The 14,305-nt window shown below is 60.8% G+C and carries 12 protein-coding genes; 8 read left to right on the top strand and 4 right to left on the bottom strand.

Annotated elements, in window-relative coordinates:
* Positions 1–72: 72 nt before the first annotated feature.
* The 3 genes from HV675_RS10085 to HV675_RS10075 form a co-directional block, all read right to left on the bottom strand.
* Positions 73–3,234: an efflux RND transporter permease subunit gene (locus HV675_RS10085; RefSeq protein ID WP_175110752.1), complete on the bottom strand. Its 3,162-nt coding sequence runs from the start codon at positions 3,232–3,234 to the stop codon at positions 73–75.
* A 512-nt stretch (positions 3,235–3,746) separates the two neighbouring features.
* Positions 3,747–4,046: a hypothetical protein gene (locus HV675_RS10080; RefSeq protein ID WP_175110751.1), complete on the bottom strand. Its 300-nt coding sequence runs from the start codon at positions 4,044–4,046 to the stop codon at positions 3,747–3,749.
* Positions 4,047–4,925: 879 nt separating this feature from the next.
* The gene (locus HV675_RS10075) at positions 4,926–5,810 is read right to left on the bottom strand and encodes an aldo/keto reductase (RefSeq protein WP_175110750.1); all 885 of its coding nucleotides are present in this window, start codon (positions 5,808–5,810) and stop codon (positions 4,926–4,928) included.
* Between the two features lie 462 nt (positions 5,811–6,272).
* On the opposite strand from HV675_RS10075, the gene HV675_RS10070 reads away from it, so the two are divergent.
* Complete coding sequence (locus HV675_RS10070) at positions 6,273–7,205, top strand: MBL fold metallo-hydrolase (RefSeq protein ID WP_175110749.1); 933 nt, start codon at positions 6,273–6,275, stop codon at positions 7,203–7,205.
* Between the two features lie 382 nt (positions 7,206–7,587).
* On the opposite strand, the gene HV675_RS10065 is transcribed toward HV675_RS10070, so the two are convergent.
* Positions 7,588–7,998, bottom strand: coding sequence for a hypothetical protein (locus tag HV675_RS10065; RefSeq protein WP_175110748.1), 411 nt, complete (start codon positions 7,996–7,998; stop codon positions 7,588–7,590).
* A gap of 126 nt (positions 7,999–8,124) precedes the next feature.
* On the opposite strand from HV675_RS10065, the gene HV675_RS10060 reads away from it, so the two are divergent.
* From HV675_RS10060 to HV675_RS10030, 7 genes are all read left to right on the top strand, one after another.
* Positions 8,125–9,537 (top strand): amidase, encoded by a 1,413-nt coding sequence (locus HV675_RS10060; protein ID WP_175110747.1) that lies wholly within the window; start codon positions 8,125–8,127, stop codon positions 9,535–9,537.
* 93 nt (positions 9,538–9,630) lie between these two features.
* Positions 9,631–10,260, top strand: a complete 630-nt coding sequence (locus HV675_RS10055) for a cysteine hydrolase family protein (RefSeq protein ID WP_175110746.1) — start codon at positions 9,631–9,633, stop codon at positions 10,258–10,260.
* Between the two features lie 417 nt (positions 10,261–10,677).
* Positions 10,678–11,181, top strand: coding sequence for a DUF1097 domain-containing protein (locus HV675_RS10050; protein WP_175110745.1), 504 nt, complete (start codon positions 10,678–10,680; stop codon positions 11,179–11,181).
* 203 nt (positions 11,182–11,384) lie between these two features.
* Complete coding sequence (locus tag HV675_RS10045; RefSeq protein WP_175110744.1) at positions 11,385–12,455, top strand: CobW family GTP-binding protein; 1,071 nt, start codon at positions 11,385–11,387, stop codon at positions 12,453–12,455.
* Positions 12,456–12,552: 97 nt separating this feature from the next.
* Positions 12,553–13,296 (top strand): nitrile hydratase subunit beta, encoded by a 744-nt coding sequence (nthB, locus tag HV675_RS10040; protein ID WP_175110743.1) that lies wholly within the window; start codon positions 12,553–12,555, stop codon positions 13,294–13,296.
* Between the two features lie 13 nt (positions 13,297–13,309).
* Positions 13,310–13,933, top strand: a complete 624-nt coding sequence (gene nthA, locus HV675_RS10035) for a nitrile hydratase subunit alpha (RefSeq protein WP_175110742.1) — start codon at positions 13,310–13,312, stop codon at positions 13,931–13,933.
* Between the two features lie 13 nt (positions 13,934–13,946).
* Positions 13,947–14,297 (top strand): nitrile hydratase accessory protein, encoded by a 351-nt coding sequence (locus HV675_RS10030; protein ID WP_175110741.1) that lies wholly within the window; start codon positions 13,947–13,949, stop codon positions 14,295–14,297.
* Positions 14,298–14,305: the final 8 nt, after the last annotated feature.

Here is a 14,305-nt window from a genome sequence, read left to right as displayed (position 1 = left end):
GGACAATGACCGCGATCGCCGCCAACCAACGTGGTCGAATCCGACGCACGGCCGCAACTTCGCTATTTACATTCATGGCTGAAACTCCGCGGCTTTTTTGTCGTTGAGGTGCATCATCGCGAACACACAGGGAACGAAGAGCAGCGTGGCGACTGTCGCAACGAGAAGTCCGCCGATGACCGCCCGTCCAAGCGGCGCGTTTTGCGTATTGCTCATGGACATCGGCAGCATGCCGATAATCATCGCGAGCGCGGTCATCAGAACCGGGCGAATGCGCGCGTATCCGGCTTCGATCGCTGCGGCGATCGCGTCGCCGTGTTCCGCAAGGCGCTCGCGCGCGAATGACACGACGAGGATCGAGTTGGCCGTCGCCGTGCCCATGCACATGATTGCACCCGTGAGCGCGGGCACCGAACCGTCCGTATGGGTGAGGAAGAGGCTCCAGACAATTCCGGCGAGCGCGCCCGGCAACGCCGTGATGATGATGAACGGATCGAGCCAGGACTGAAAATTGACGACGATCACGAGATAGACCAGCAGCACCGACAGCGCGAGTCCTCCCAGCAGTTGCATATATGCGCTGCTCATCGTCGTGGCCTGACCGCGCAAGTGCACGGTCGCGCCTTTCGGCAGTTGCGCATGCATCTCTTTCACGACCTGTTCGATCTGATCGTAGACCGCGCCAAGATCGCGCCCCTGGTTGCTGACGTAGATATCGACCGCGGGCAGGATGCCGTAATGAGAGACCAATAACGGCATGGCCGTTTGCGTGACGGTGCCGAGCGCCCCAAGCAACTGCGACTGCTGGCCGCCCGGATCACCGTTGCCTCGATCGATCGGGATCGTCTCGAGATCGTTCATCGACGTGAGCTGGTCTTGCGGCGTCTGCAGATTGACGAGATGCGAGACGCCGCTCGCGGTATCAAGCCAGTAGGTCGGCGCCGTCTGTCCGCTGCCGGACAGCGTCGCCAGCGCGTTATCCGCGATGTTCGCTTCGGTCAGGCTCATGCCGGACGCCAGCGAACGGTCTGCGGCAACCCTGAGTGTCGGTTCATTGAACGCCTGCTGAATGTTGACGTCGGCGGAGCCGGGAAGCTTGCGGATGCGTGCGGCGAGCATCTGCGCGTATGCCATGCTGGCCTCCTGTCCGCGGCCCGAGATCTGCACGTCGATCGGCGCCGGCAGGCCGAAGTTCAGGATCTTTGCTGTGATATCGCCGGGCAGGAACGTAAACACCGTGCCGGGAAAGCGCTTCGGCAGCTCTCGGCGCAGCGTGGACCGGTAGTCGTCCACAGGTGACTGTTCATTCTTCAGGCTGATCGTAATGTCGCAATCCTGCGGGCCGATCGTGCCGTCCGAGGTATAGGCCAGGTTGATACTGGTCGTGGGCAGCCCGCAGTTATCGAGCAGATTGGTAACCTGACCGGGCAAAATCTTGCGGATCTGGTCGTTGACAAGGTCCGCAATCTTGGACGCATCTTCGAGCCGCGTGCCGATTGGCGCGCGCATGTGCATATCGATTTCGTTCGACTTCAGGCTCGGGAAAAAGTCACGGCCGAGAAAGGCGAGCAGACCCATCGACGCAATCGCGCAAGCCATGAAGCTCACGACGAAGCCTTTGCGGTGAAGCACGGCGAGCGTCAGCACGGCGCGGTACCGGTCGCGAAACTGCGAAAAGCCATGCTCGAAGCGTCGCTGGAACCGCGTAAAGAACCCGGGGTTCGCTTCGTGTTGATGGCCGTGCGCTTTCACCTGCCCGCGCAGCAGCCATGCGGCCATCGTCGGCACCAGCGTGCGCGAGAGGATGAACGACGCGATCATCGCGTAGATGATGGCTTCGGCGAGCGGCTGGAACAGATAGCCCGAGATGCCATCCAGCTGGAACAACGGCAGCCAGACAATACAGATGCACAGCGTCGCCACGAACGTCGGCACGACGATCTGGTTTGCCGCGGTGATAATGCCATGCTCGAGTTCGGCGCCCGTCTCGAGATGAGCATCGATGTTCTCGATCATGACGGTTGCGTCGTCAACCAGAATACCGACCGCGAGCGCCAGTCCGCCAAGCGTCATGACATTGATCGTTTGCCCGGTGTAATGCAGCGCCAGGATCGACGACAGGATCGCAAGCGGTATCGATGTCGCCACGATCAAGGTTGAACGCCAGCTGCCGAGAAAGAGCAGCACCGTCATCCCTGTCAGAAACGCGGCGGTGATCATCTCCTGCACCACGTCTTCCACCGAATCGCGCACGAACCCCGAGGCGTCGTTGAGCGGCGTGATCGTCACGCCCGGCGGAAGCGTCCGGATAATGCCCGGCAACGCGCGCTTGATGCCCGCCACCACGGCAAGCGTGGACGCGTCGCCGCTCTTGAAAATCTGGATCATCACCGACTGCTTGCCTTTCACCAGCACCGCGTTCGTCTGCGGCGGCGCGCCGCGATGCACGTAGGCGACGTCGCGCAAATAGACGGTCGCGCCGTTCACCGTCTTGATCGGCAGGTTGTTGAACGTCGGCACCTTGAGCGGTGTCGAGTTCGTTTCGACCATGAAGTCGAGGCCGCCGATCTTCTGGTCGCCGGCGGGAAGCACGACGTTCTGCGAACCTAGCGCAGCAGCGACGTCTGCGGCTGACAGGCCGTGCGCCAGCAATTTCGACTGGTCCAGATCGATTTCGACATTCAGGGATGCGCCACCGTACGGACTCGGAATCGAGACACCCGGAGTGGACACCAGTTGCGGGCGGATCAGGTTGGACGCCATGTCGAAAACCTGTGCCGAGGTCATGTTTGGTGCGGAGACCTGAAGGTTGAGCACCGGGACGGATGACGCGTTGTACACCAGTACCTGAGGCGGTGTAATGCCCGCAGGCATTTGCTTCAGCACGGTCTGCGAGATCGACGTGACCTGGGCCTGAGCGGCCGCGATGTCGGTTCCCGGCTGAAAGTAGATTTTCACGACGCCGGCGCCGTACAGGGATTGGCTCTCGATGTGCTCGATGTTGGCCACCGTCGCCGTCAGCGCACGCTCGTAGTAATAGACCACGCGGCCGGACATATCCTGCGGCGACAGCCCGGTGTAAGTCCACACGACCGCAATCACCGGGACGCGGATCGCTGGAAAGATGTCCGTTGGCGTCTTCAGGACGGCCATCGCGCCAAACAGGATGATGAGGATACTCATCACCACAAAGGTAAGCGGGCGGCGCAGGGCGATCAGGACAATGGCGTTCATGTAAGGGTGTTTGAGTCAGATGAGGCACTGTGTCGCAGCCCCTTGCCCGGTCGAGACTGACGAGGGCGTGTCGAGATGGCCTTGTGACCGGTGGCGCGGGTAACCGAACGTCGCTGAAGATTGACCAACGCTTTCCGTCGGCGATGCTGATTACGCGGGCACGAGATACCTCCGCGTGGCGACCGGTTGGATCATCGCGCTCATTCGCGAGCGCGATGCCGATTGTGGTCCGACGCTCGCGCGCAAGAAACTGCCTGAAGACACCGTTCGCTGCCAGCGAAGGAAAACGTCAGGCGGCTGATGATCGATGTGGATCGGTGGGTTCTGCGGCGCCAACAGCCACCTTACGTATGCCGGCGGCGAGGCCGGCATATATGCCGAGGCGTGCTGGTTCAAAGCGAGGACAGCGAGCACGCGTGGTTTGATGGCCGTGACGTTGCGATGCACACTCCTCATGTATGTCGACGAAGCGACCAGCCGGCCGGTGTGCGCTGTAAACGATCGAAACGGTTTTACCAATGGCGGTGGCCGTACCATTCACGACGCCCCCACCAACGGCGGCCATCCCAATAGCGGTCACCGTGCCAGCCGATAAAAATCGCGGGGGCGACGACGGGCACCGGTTGATACGCGATGGTTGGAGGCGGCGCCGCGTAGACGGGCGCAGGCGCCACAACGACCGGGGCGGGTGCAACGTACACGGGCGCCGGCACGCCAACGTTGAAACCGACCGACACGCCCGCCATAGCAACGCGCGAACAGATAAGCATGAGCGCACTTGCGCCGAGGGCAGCAAATACTTTCACTTTCATTCGAACCTCCGTCATTCGACAAATGGGTGATTCAAAATCTAGCCGTTTTCGTCGCCGCTTGCGTTACAAAGCCAGCAACAAATTTGACGGCGGAGATCAACCCATACACTTTCGTGAATCTGACTGGCGCCTGACGCACCCGCTTTCTGGCGAGTGCCCCTTAGCGTGCGCCTTTTGGCAAGCCCAGCAGCGCCCGGGTTGCAAACCGCACATGCAATCTGCACAGACCGTAGCGATGCCCTTGAGTTCAACCTCGACAGGCCGTTGACAGGTGTCGCGCAGATTGAACGAATCCCGTCGACGCATGCGTAAGGCTTCTTTAAAAAGAGATGAAAGGCGCGCTACTGGAGCTCTAAAATTAATTTGTATAGCTGATTATTAAAGCCCAGTTTCCAGCGTCGCCTTCTCTGCCGGAAGTGGTCATCTTAAAGCTGTCTCCGAAACGTCTTCATGCGACGCTTCCAAGACCGTCAATACTCGTTCGGCGCCAGCGCACCCGCTGGTTTCGTCTTGAAGAAAAGTGAGCGATTCAGTCTGCGCGCGGCGATGGGACCACAATGCCGCGATTGCGTCGTATGCCGGCGCAGGCAATGTGAACGAACATGCTCGCCTCTGGGCGAATATGCCGCTCGAGGTCGGACAATCACGTTCACCCGCGGTCCCATCGGCATAGCCCTCACCTCGGCGCATATCGCTGCGGCAGCCGAGTCGCTTTTTGGATGCGCGAGCGCATCGGCTGCGAACTGAGCGCCAAACTCATTAAACGTCCAGGCCGCCTCCGCTGGTGTCAGTTTGTGCTTGCGCCGGTCGAATCAGGCGGTAGATCCCCATCGCGGCACTCGCAGCCAGGACGTCGTTGCAGCATGGCGCTCTCCGCTCTCAGCGTGCGGTCGCGTTACGCCCCTGGCGATCGAGCTCCTTGAACTGTTCATCGGTCAGTTTCACGCTGGCGCCGGCCACGTTATCGAGCAGGTGATCGACGCGGCTCGTACCCGGGATCGGAAGGATGACCCTGGAGCGCTTGAGCAGCCATGCGACCGCAATCGCACCGGTCGTCACGCCATGCGCGTTGGCCATATTGCTCACGACGGAACCCGGTTTGGCGAGTTCGCCCGCCGCAAGCGGATTCCACGGAATAAAGCCGATGTTGTGCTCCTCGCAGTAGTCGAGTACGTCCTCGCTTTTGCGATCGACGAGGTTGTACTGGTTTTGCACGGTCACGACCTTGAAGTGCTTTTGCGCAGCTTCGATATCATCCACCGGAACTTCGCTAAGACCGACATGCCGGATCAGGCCTTCGCGCTGCATGGCCGCCACGGCATCGAACTGCTCGTCGCGCGGCACTTTCGGATCGACGCGATGCAGTTGCCAAAGATCGATCCGTTCGATGCCAAGGCGCCTGAGACTCATCAGCACGCACTGTCGCAGATATTCGGGCCGGCCGAGCGGCGCCCAGAGATCGGGGCCGTGTCGCGTAAATCCTCCCTTGGTGGCAATCAGCAGACCTTTATACGGATGCAGAGCCTCCTTGATGAGCTCTTCGCTGATGTCGGGTCCGTAACTGTCGGCCGTATCGATGAGATTGACTTCCAGTTGGGGCAGGTGCTTAAGCGTCTCGAGCGCCGCATCGCGGCTGGCGGGCGGACCCCAGATGCCCGGTCCGGTAATTCGCATTGCGCCGAAACCAAGACGGTTGACGGTCAGGTCGCCACCAATGGCGAAGGTGCCTGAGGCAGATGCAGTAACTTCGACAGTCTGTGACATGGATATTCCTTTTGGGAAGTTGATCCGCGGTTGTGCATCGCGAAAATTCTATTCATCACGAATTCGACAGGCTATGGCGAGATCGGACAAGCGTTTCGCTTGTCGACAGGTCAGCAAAGAGATTTTGAATTTCGGACTGCAGCAAAGCGTCATCGGCGGAAATCTCCGATCGGCCATGCAGAAAAAAGTCTAGTACAAGCGCTTTGGTCTTGCCCAGCAAATGCTGATCAACAGAGCCTGTCACACGCGTTGCCTCTCACTGTCCGTGCGGCGTCGATTGTTGCCGTTCGGACAACATGCTGAGGCATTTTCGATGCTACTGGCATGCGCGCCCCTGACTACAATCAGCCACACGGTTGGTCGGGACGCGAGCAAAAACGAAGCGCGCGAAATGCGTGGTCGTGCTGGTGACCCGCGCCGTCCGGTTCGGCCCACCCCATTCAATTAACAGGACTATTGAAGATGAGCGAAACGACCCGCAACGTGCAGCCGGTTATCGCCAACCTTGGCAAAGAAAGTGCAGGCGAACTCGTGCCGTCCCGCTACGCCGTGCGCGTGGGTGACGTCGACGTCGTGCTGATCAGCGACGGCATGCTGCCGCTACCGACCTCCACCATGTCCACTAACGTGAACGAAGCCGACCGCAACGACTGGTTCGATAGTCGTTTCCTGCAACGTGACATGTTCGACTGGGCGCTGAATATCGCGCTTGTACGCAGCGGCGACCGCCTGATCCTGATCGACTCGGGCGTGGGCGACGGTTTCGAATACTTCACGCGCGCCGGTCGGTCGGTGATGCGCCTGGAATCGGCAGGCATCGACCTGGCTGCGATCACCGATATCGTGATTACGCATATGCACATGGATCATGTCGGCGGACTGAACGTTGATGGCGTCAAGGCCAGGTTGCGCCCAGATGTACGCATTCACGTGTCGGCCGCGGAAGTGGAGTTCTGGAAAGCTCCGGACTTCAGCAAGACGGTGATGCCGGAAACGGTTCCCCCCGCGCTCCGCAAGGCGGCGGCAAAGTTCGTGCAACTCTACGGCGAAAACATCGTGCCGTTCCATCAGACCGTGCAAGTCGCAACGGGCGTGTCGGCGCGCGTGACGGGCGGGCACACGCCGGGCCATAGCGTTGTGGACATCGCATCAAACGGTGAGAAGCTGACGTTCGTCGGCGACGCGATTTTCGAAGTCGGCTTCGACAACCCGGAATGGCAAAACGGCTTCGAGCACGAACCTGAAGTGGCTGTGGACGTGCGAATCGCGCTGCTCAACGAAGCCGCCGATACCGGCGCTCTGCTGGCCGCGGCGCATATCGCGTTCCCGTCGATCGGTCACATCGCAAAGAACGGTACGGGCTTCCGTTTCGTGCCGGTGCCGTGGGACTACTGATTGATGATCGACGATCAACGATCGTCGCGCGGATTGCACTGACGATTACCATAAGAGAACATTGTCAAAAAAGAACGCCACGAATCCACAAGTCTCGCGGCGTTCTTTTTGGAAATAATCACTTGCCCGCACTGTGGCATCGATCACACTGCCAGCGCGAGATTCCGGCCGTGCCTGATCGGCCGACTCCAATGTGCAAGCGCCACACTTGCCGGCGCTACTGTAGCTTCACGGTCGACGCGACACGACAAGAGAAGGCAAGTAGAACTGCATCGTTCTACCTGGGTTCATCGTCACGCGGTCAGCACACCATCGGGCGGCAGAGGACCTCAAAAATGCGTACCGCCTGTTTCCTCGTCGTATGGCCATGAACTGCGTTCGGTTACCGTAGGACAACAGTCTTTTTCATTTCTACGCCGGCAAGAGTCCAGCCACCCGATAGCGCTCGACAAGGCATCGAAGAGTTCGTATCGGAGCGGCCTTGCGCCATCAGTCGCGCGCCTGAGACTGCGGCATCGGGCATTTTCGACAGCACTTTCAGCGCCGCAGCCGCATCCTCCCAGTAACGCTCTTCAACCGCGGCGGCGAGTCTGCCTTGCTCGGGCAATGGCGGTAGAGGCTCGCAGCCTTGATCCATCTCTTGCACCGGAGTACGAAGATTCAATCCGCCGCGGCCGTGTTGCCCTGCGCAATCGCACTCCCTGGCTGCCAGGACAACGTCACTGGAACGGATACCGGCCTCGTTCTCCCCGGATTTCCCTCGATGAAGATCAGCCGCCTCGAAATCGTCCATCCGGGCAGATCAAAAGATGTTGACAAGACGAAGTACACCGCCTAATCTTCGCCCTAACAAACGTTAGGTAGTTTCGATGCCTGACTTTTGTAAGCTACTTTTTTTCGACACTTTAAGGGGCTCCTCATGAGCATCGAACTCATCTCCCAAGACGCAACCCGGCTGGCTGAACTGATTCGCAACAAGGAAGTTTCGCCGGTGGAGGTCATGCGAGCGCATCTCGACCGCATCGATGCGGTCGATTCCAAAATCAATGCGATCGTCACGGTCGCCGACGGCGCGCTCGAAGCCGCGAGAGTCGCAGAAGCCGCGGTTATGGCGGGTGAAGAGCTTGGGCCGCTGCATGGCGTTCCCTTTACGGCGAAAGACTCGATCGACACCGCCGGCGTGCTGACCCAACGAGCCTCGCCCATCTTCAAGGGCCGTGTGCCCGACACCGATGCAACCAGCGTGGTTCGCATGAAGAAGGCGGGCGCCATTCTGCTGGCTAAAACCAACCACCCCGAGTTTTCGTTCTGGATCGAAACCGATAACCTAATTTCGGGCCGCACGAGAAACCCGTGGAACCTGGACCGCACGCCCGGCGGATCGAGCGGTGGCGATTCCGCGGCCATCGCGGCACTGATGTCGCCGCTCAGTATCGCCACCGATGTCGCTATCTCCGTGCGCGGCCCGGCAGCCCTGACTGGCGTCATCGGTCTCAAAGCCACGCACGGGCGGATTCCGATGACGGGTATCTGGCCGCGCGTGCCGCGTCGCTTCTGGCACATCGGCCCGATTGCACGTAGCGTGCGCGACATCGCGCTCGCCTATTCGCTGCTGGCCGGACCTGACGGTGCGGACGGTTTCTCGACGGCCCCGCTCAAGCTCGATGCCGGCGTAGGGTCCACGCCGGGCCGGCCGCTTCGGGTTGGCATGCTCATCGATGCTTTCGCGCCCGTGGACGCCGACGTCGCGGCCACCGTACAAGCCTCGGCCGACGCGCTGCGAGGGTTGGGCGTGACCGTGGAGCCGGTGCGTATTCCCGCGCTCGAGAAGATCAATGCGCTCGAGTTGCTCTGGAAACTTCAGGTCATGGAAACCAAGCCGGCCTTCAGGAAGGTGACAGCCGGGCACGAAGACAAGATCTTCAAGCATGTCCAGGGGGTCTTTGACACGCCGGACACTTCGATCGCCGACTTCGTCGACGCCGAGCAGCAGGCGGAACAACTGCGCGACGGCTTCGCCGAATACTTCCAGCGCTACGACGCATTGCTCTGCCCGGTCACGCCGGTGCCGGCACACGCGCACGACGCCGCGGAATTCAACATCAACGGCCAGACGGTGTCTTCGCTGCACGTGATGACTGCAACGGCGCCGCTCAACGTGACCGGACTGCCGGGCCTGTCGCTGCGCTTCGGTACGAGCCGCGAAGGGCTGCCGGTCGGCGTGCAACTCGTCGCACCGTGGCTCGCGGAGTCGACGCTCCTGCACCTCGCCTCGCTGCTGGAGGCGGTGAGTCCGGTGCGTGGTCTTCATCCCGATCTGTCGAACATCTGAGTCGGGCTGCGGTCTTCCATCGCTTCCGGGCAATTAACTATCGTCAATCATTGGCCGTCGCTTGCCGACGGCCTCTTTTCTCGAGGTCGTGCCATGTCAAAGCAGACACCACGCCGCGCGTTGATTGTCATCGACGTGCAGAATGAATACATTACCGGCAACTTCCGTATCGAATACCCGCCTGTCGCGTCGTCGCTGCCGAATATCGCCAAGGCGATCGACGCCGCCAACGCAAATGGCGTTCCGGTCGTGCTTGTGAAGCACGTCTTGCCCGCCGATGCACCGATATTCGCAGAGGGTAGTGTTGGCGCGGAATTGCATCCTGACGTTGCGGACCGCCCTCACGACCGTGTCATTACCAAAGTTTTGCCAAGCGTCTTTTCCGGTGCCGGTTTCGAGGACTGGCTGAAGGAGCGCAAGATCGATACGTTGACCGTCATCGGCTACATGACGCAGAACTGCAACGACTCCACGATGCGCGAAGCCATGCACAAGGGCTATAGCGTCGAGTTCTTGCCGGATGCCGCCGGTTCGCTGTCGTATCAGAACAAGGCCGGCCGCGCGACTGCGGAGGAGATGCATCGCATCGTTACCGTCATTATGGAGTCCGCCTATGCGGCAACGATGTCGACCGACGAGTGGGTGGAAAATCTGAGCGATCCAGTTCACGTTGCGTCCGACAACATCTACTACTCCAATCTTCGTGCGCACGGAAAGATGTGAAGCAGAGTTTTGCGTGCGGGAATTGAAGCGTAAAAAGCCTGATGTCCGGCGGGCACCGTCGCGCGCCGGCATCACGTTTCAGTGAACAATGCCTCTTAGAGAGGCTCCCGCTGCAGACCGCACCAAGGCATCGTGCATGCGCCGCTGCGACGCACGGTTTCGGTGACGCACGCACCACATTGAATCGTTCGATATCCTCTCCATGATCTCGCGGCGTGGCCACGCCTCCATTCGCGCGAAGCCGCTTCTGTCCGTCACACACGGTTCGTTCCATTCCGGACATCGACCCGATCGTTTCCTGCCAATCGTTTGAACGACACGGACAGCATCTCAGGTCCGGCCTGGAACTCGCTAGGAGTGAGCCGTTCAACCGCATGCCCGCATTTCGTTCAATTCGATCGTCAACAGGAGAGTGTCATGAAACAGTCCGACGCATACACGCTCAGCATCGGTATGCTGGCCGTCGTCGATACGTGGCTAACCAGTACGGTCTTGCCCATACCGGTGTGGGTCACATTCATCGCCTGGGCATCGTTTTTCGTGCTCGGCGGAGGGACGGCAGGATTTCTGAAGAGCGTCGCGTCCAATCTCACCGGCCTCGTGATCAGTTCGTTGACACTGCTCGCTATCGCGACGACGAGCAACACCGCGATGGCCATCGCGCTATGCGTCGGCATCGGCAGCGCGGCGATGGTGCAGGCATCGAAGATCAAGCTGCTCGACGTCCTGCCCGCGATCGTCTGGGGTTTCGCTTCGACCGTCGGCACAACCGTGGCCACAGGCAAGGCAATCACCACATTGGCCCCATCCAATCCCGCTCTTGTCGCCGCGGCTGCGCTCGTGATCGGCGCAGTATTCGGCTTCGTATCGGAATGGCTCGGCAACGCGCTGATGTTCAGGCGAGACGTGCGCCTCAACTAGCTTCGCGGCGAGCCGTTACCGCACGGCATACATGTGTGGCAGAGCGCCAATCTGTCCGCAACGGTCGGTTCAGACATTTACCGCCATCCATGCGGGTGGTTTCCGACAATGTCGTGACACGTCGGGACAGCAACGGTTTTGTCGAACAAAAGCCTTTATCTTGTTGATATATCAGCGCTGTCCGGTGAAAACGGAGTCACGAGATGCGAATCAGGAAAATCCCCACCACCGTCATTACAGGCTTTCTTGGGGCCGGCAAAACAACCCTCGTCAATCACATTCTCGACCGCACGCGGCCCATGCCGATTGGCGTCGTCGTCAATGAATTCGGAGAGGTCGGCATCGACGGCCAACTGATCGTCGCTGACGAGCAAGCCGTGATCGAAATCAACAACGGCTGTGTGTGCTGCACGGTCCGCAGCGACCTTGTCGAGAGCGTGCTGCAACTGCTGACGCGTTACGGCGACAGGCTCGAACGATTGATAGTGGAAACCTCCGGTCTCGCCGATCCCGCGCCTGTCCTGCAGACATTCCTCGCCGATCCGAACGTGCGCGAGCGCGTCGAACTGGAATCGGTCATCGCGATCGTCGACGCACGGCATGCGCACGGCCAGTTGAGCGACGATATCGCGCGCGAGCAGATCGTGTTCGCCGACCGCATCGTGATCAACAAGACCGATCTCGTCGCACCGGCCGATCTCGCCGTGCTCGAGTCGAGCATTCGCGCACTGAATCCGACTGCGGCACTCGACTTCACGACGCGCAGCGCCGTCGAGATCGACACGCTGCTTGGTCAGCGCAGTTTCTCGATCGATAACCTGCTCGCCGTCGAGCCAGGCCTGCTCACCGAAGGCGAACACGACCACGAGCACGATACGAGCATCGCATCGTTTGCGTTCCATATCCCAGGCGAACTCGATGGCGTTCGCTTCAACCGTTGGGCTAACCAGCTCGTACAGTCGCATGGCGCATCGCTGCTGCGGATGAAAGGCGTGTTGAACGTCAGCGGCGAAGCGCGGCGTCTGCATTTTCATAGCGTGCACATGCTGATGGACACCGCTTTCGGCAAGGTCTGGGCGAGCGGCGAGACGCGCGAGAGTCGCTTCGTCGTGATCGGTCGTGCACTCGACGCGGACGCGCTCCGCGCAGGCCTGCTCGATTGTGTCGCCCACGCCGTCGCGACCACGCGACAGTCGACAGCCGACAGCCGACAGCGCGAAGCCCGCTGCGCGACCGGCTATCGCAGACCTGTCCGGCTGACCGCTGCATCCTGACCGCTGCACCCTGACTGCAGCACCGCGCGCGCACCGTCGCCACCCATCCAGCGTCTCGCGATCCATGCGCTTTATCGCCCCCCGTTCGGAGCACACCGTGAAACTACAGCACCATCTTGGAGGCATCGAGAACCTCGGGCCGATCAATCCCGAGACGCGAGTCTTCGTCGAGCCATGGGAGCAGCGCATCTTCGGTATTCACACCACGATGATGGCTGAGAGCGCGCATCTTGCCGACGCGCTGCCCGCCTATCCGGTCAGGGACCTGCCTACCCGCTTCAAAAGCGACTGGACATGGGCATCACTGCGCACCGGTGCGGAAGACATGCAGCCCTTTGAATATTTCAAGTACCGCTACTACGAAAAGTGGCTCGGCGGCATCGCGCAGTTTTTCGTCGACGCGGGCTATATCAGCACCGAGGAGCTCGCGGAGAAAACGGCGTTCTATCGTGCGCATCCTGACGCCGCATTGCCGGACCGGCCGAGCGCGCCGCTTGCATCGCAGATCAACGCGTATCTGCAGCAAGGCGATTCCGGTTATCACGAAGCCGATCGCGCGCCGCGCTTTGCCGCCGGTGACACAGTTCGCATTGCCGATCCCGAGGCGGTCGACCATACGCGCCTTCCCGGCTATTTGCGCAACAAGGCCGGCACCATCGACATCGTTTATCCGGGCCGCTTTTCGTATTTCGTATCGACGGGCGTCGACGGTATCGGCAAGCCGATGCCCGTCTACCGGATCGCATTCGAGGCCGCCGACATCTGGGGCCCGGGCAAGAGCGAATCCAGCACGACCATCTACGCGGACCTGTACGAAGCCTATGTGCGGGCCGCCAATTAAAAAGGCGAACGACATGAGCGAAATCTTTGGCTTTCCAGACGACCGTGAAGCAACCAGTGCAGCAAAAGTGCGTGCGCTCGAGGCGCTGCTGATCGAGAAAGGCGTGATCGGCAGCGATTCGGTCGACACCGTGCTGCGTCATTTCGAAACCGTCGCCGGTCCGTTCAACGGCGCGAAGATCGTGGCCCGAGCGTGGGTCGACGCGGAGTACAAGAAACGGCTCGTCGCAAACACGCCGGGCGCGATCGCCGAACTGGATCTGCCGGTCGGCATGGCGGGCGCCGAAGGCGAGCACATGGCCGCCGTCGCCAACGACGAGCAGGTGCACAACCTGATCATCTGCACGCTGTGCTCGTGCTATCCGTGGCCGGTGCTGGGGCTGCCGCCTTACTGGTACAAGGACCCGGTGTTCCGTGCGCGCGGCGTGCGCGAACCGCGCGCGGTGCTGCGCGAGTTCGGGGTCACCGTGCCGGCTACGAAGGAAGTGAAGGTGTGGGACAGCAGTGCGCAGATCCGCTGGTTCGTGATTCCCGAACGCCCGGCGAACACCGAAGGCATGAGCGAGGAAGCGCTCGCCGGACTGGTCACGCCGGAATCGATGATGGGCGTCGCGCTCGTCGCGGCGCCGCGGCAATAGATAGGGGCGCGCGATGTTCATGCGATTCGAGGAGTACGCAACGGCATCGATGCTCGGCGAGCCGGACTCGCCGCCACGCGTCGACGGAAAGCTGCTTTTCACCAACCGGTGGGAACGTGACGTATTCGGGCTTGCACTGTCGCTCGCGAAAGCCGGCTGTTTCGAGTGGGAAGCGTTCAGGCAGTGCCTGATCGCTTCAATCGCCCGCTGGGAAGCAATGGATTGCGCGAACCAGCCGCGCTGGGACTATTACGAGCGCTTTCTCGAAGCATTGCTGAGCGTGATCGCGTCCAGCGACACGCTCGGCGCAGCCGACCTGGAACGGGTGCTGGCCGCCCGCAAAACGGCGCCCGCCGCCTGCTGATCGACGAC

This window comes from Paraburkholderia solisilvae, assembly GCF_902859875.1.
Taxonomy (GTDB): Bacteria; Pseudomonadota; Gammaproteobacteria; order Burkholderiales; family Burkholderiaceae; genus Paraburkholderia; species Paraburkholderia solisilvae.
This window is presented reverse-complemented; position numbering and strand designations above follow the sequence as displayed.

Coding starts and splice junctions, on each gene's coding strand:
- HV675_RS10045 (WP_175110744.1), top strand. CDS start 11,385: ATGCGAATCAGGAAAATCCCCACCACCGTCATTACAGGCTTTCTTGGG.
- HV675_RS10050 (WP_175110745.1), top strand. CDS start 10,678: ATGAAACAGTCCGACGCATACACGCTCAGCATCGGTATGCTGGCCGTC.
- HV675_RS10060 (WP_175110747.1), top strand. CDS start 8,125: ATGAGCATCGAACTCATCTCCCAAGACGCAACCCGGCTGGCTGAACTG.
- HV675_RS10070 (WP_175110749.1), top strand. CDS start 6,273: ATGAGCGAAACGACCCGCAACGTGCAGCCGGTTATCGCCAACCTTGGC.
- HV675_RS10080 (WP_175110751.1), bottom strand. CDS start 4,046: ATGAAAGTGAAAGTATTTGCTGCCCTCGGCGCAAGTGCGCTCATGCTT.
- HV675_RS10075 (WP_175110750.1), bottom strand. CDS start 5,810: ATGTCACAGACTGTCGAAGTTACTGCATCTGCCTCAGGCACCTTCGCC.
- HV675_RS10030 (WP_175110741.1), top strand. CDS start 13,947: ATGTTCATGCGATTCGAGGAGTACGCAACGGCATCGATGCTCGGCGAG.
- HV675_RS10055 (WP_175110746.1), top strand. CDS start 9,631: ATGTCAAAGCAGACACCACGCCGCGCGTTGATTGTCATCGACGTGCAG.
- HV675_RS10065 (WP_175110748.1), bottom strand. CDS start 7,998: ATGGACGATTTCGAGGCGGCTGATCTTCATCGAGGGAAATCCGGGGAG.
- nthA (WP_175110742.1), top strand. CDS start 13,310: ATGAGCGAAATCTTTGGCTTTCCAGACGACCGTGAAGCAACCAGTGCA.
- HV675_RS10085 (WP_175110752.1), bottom strand. CDS start 3,234: ATGAACGCCATTGTCCTGATCGCCCTGCGCCGCCCGCTTACCTTTGTG.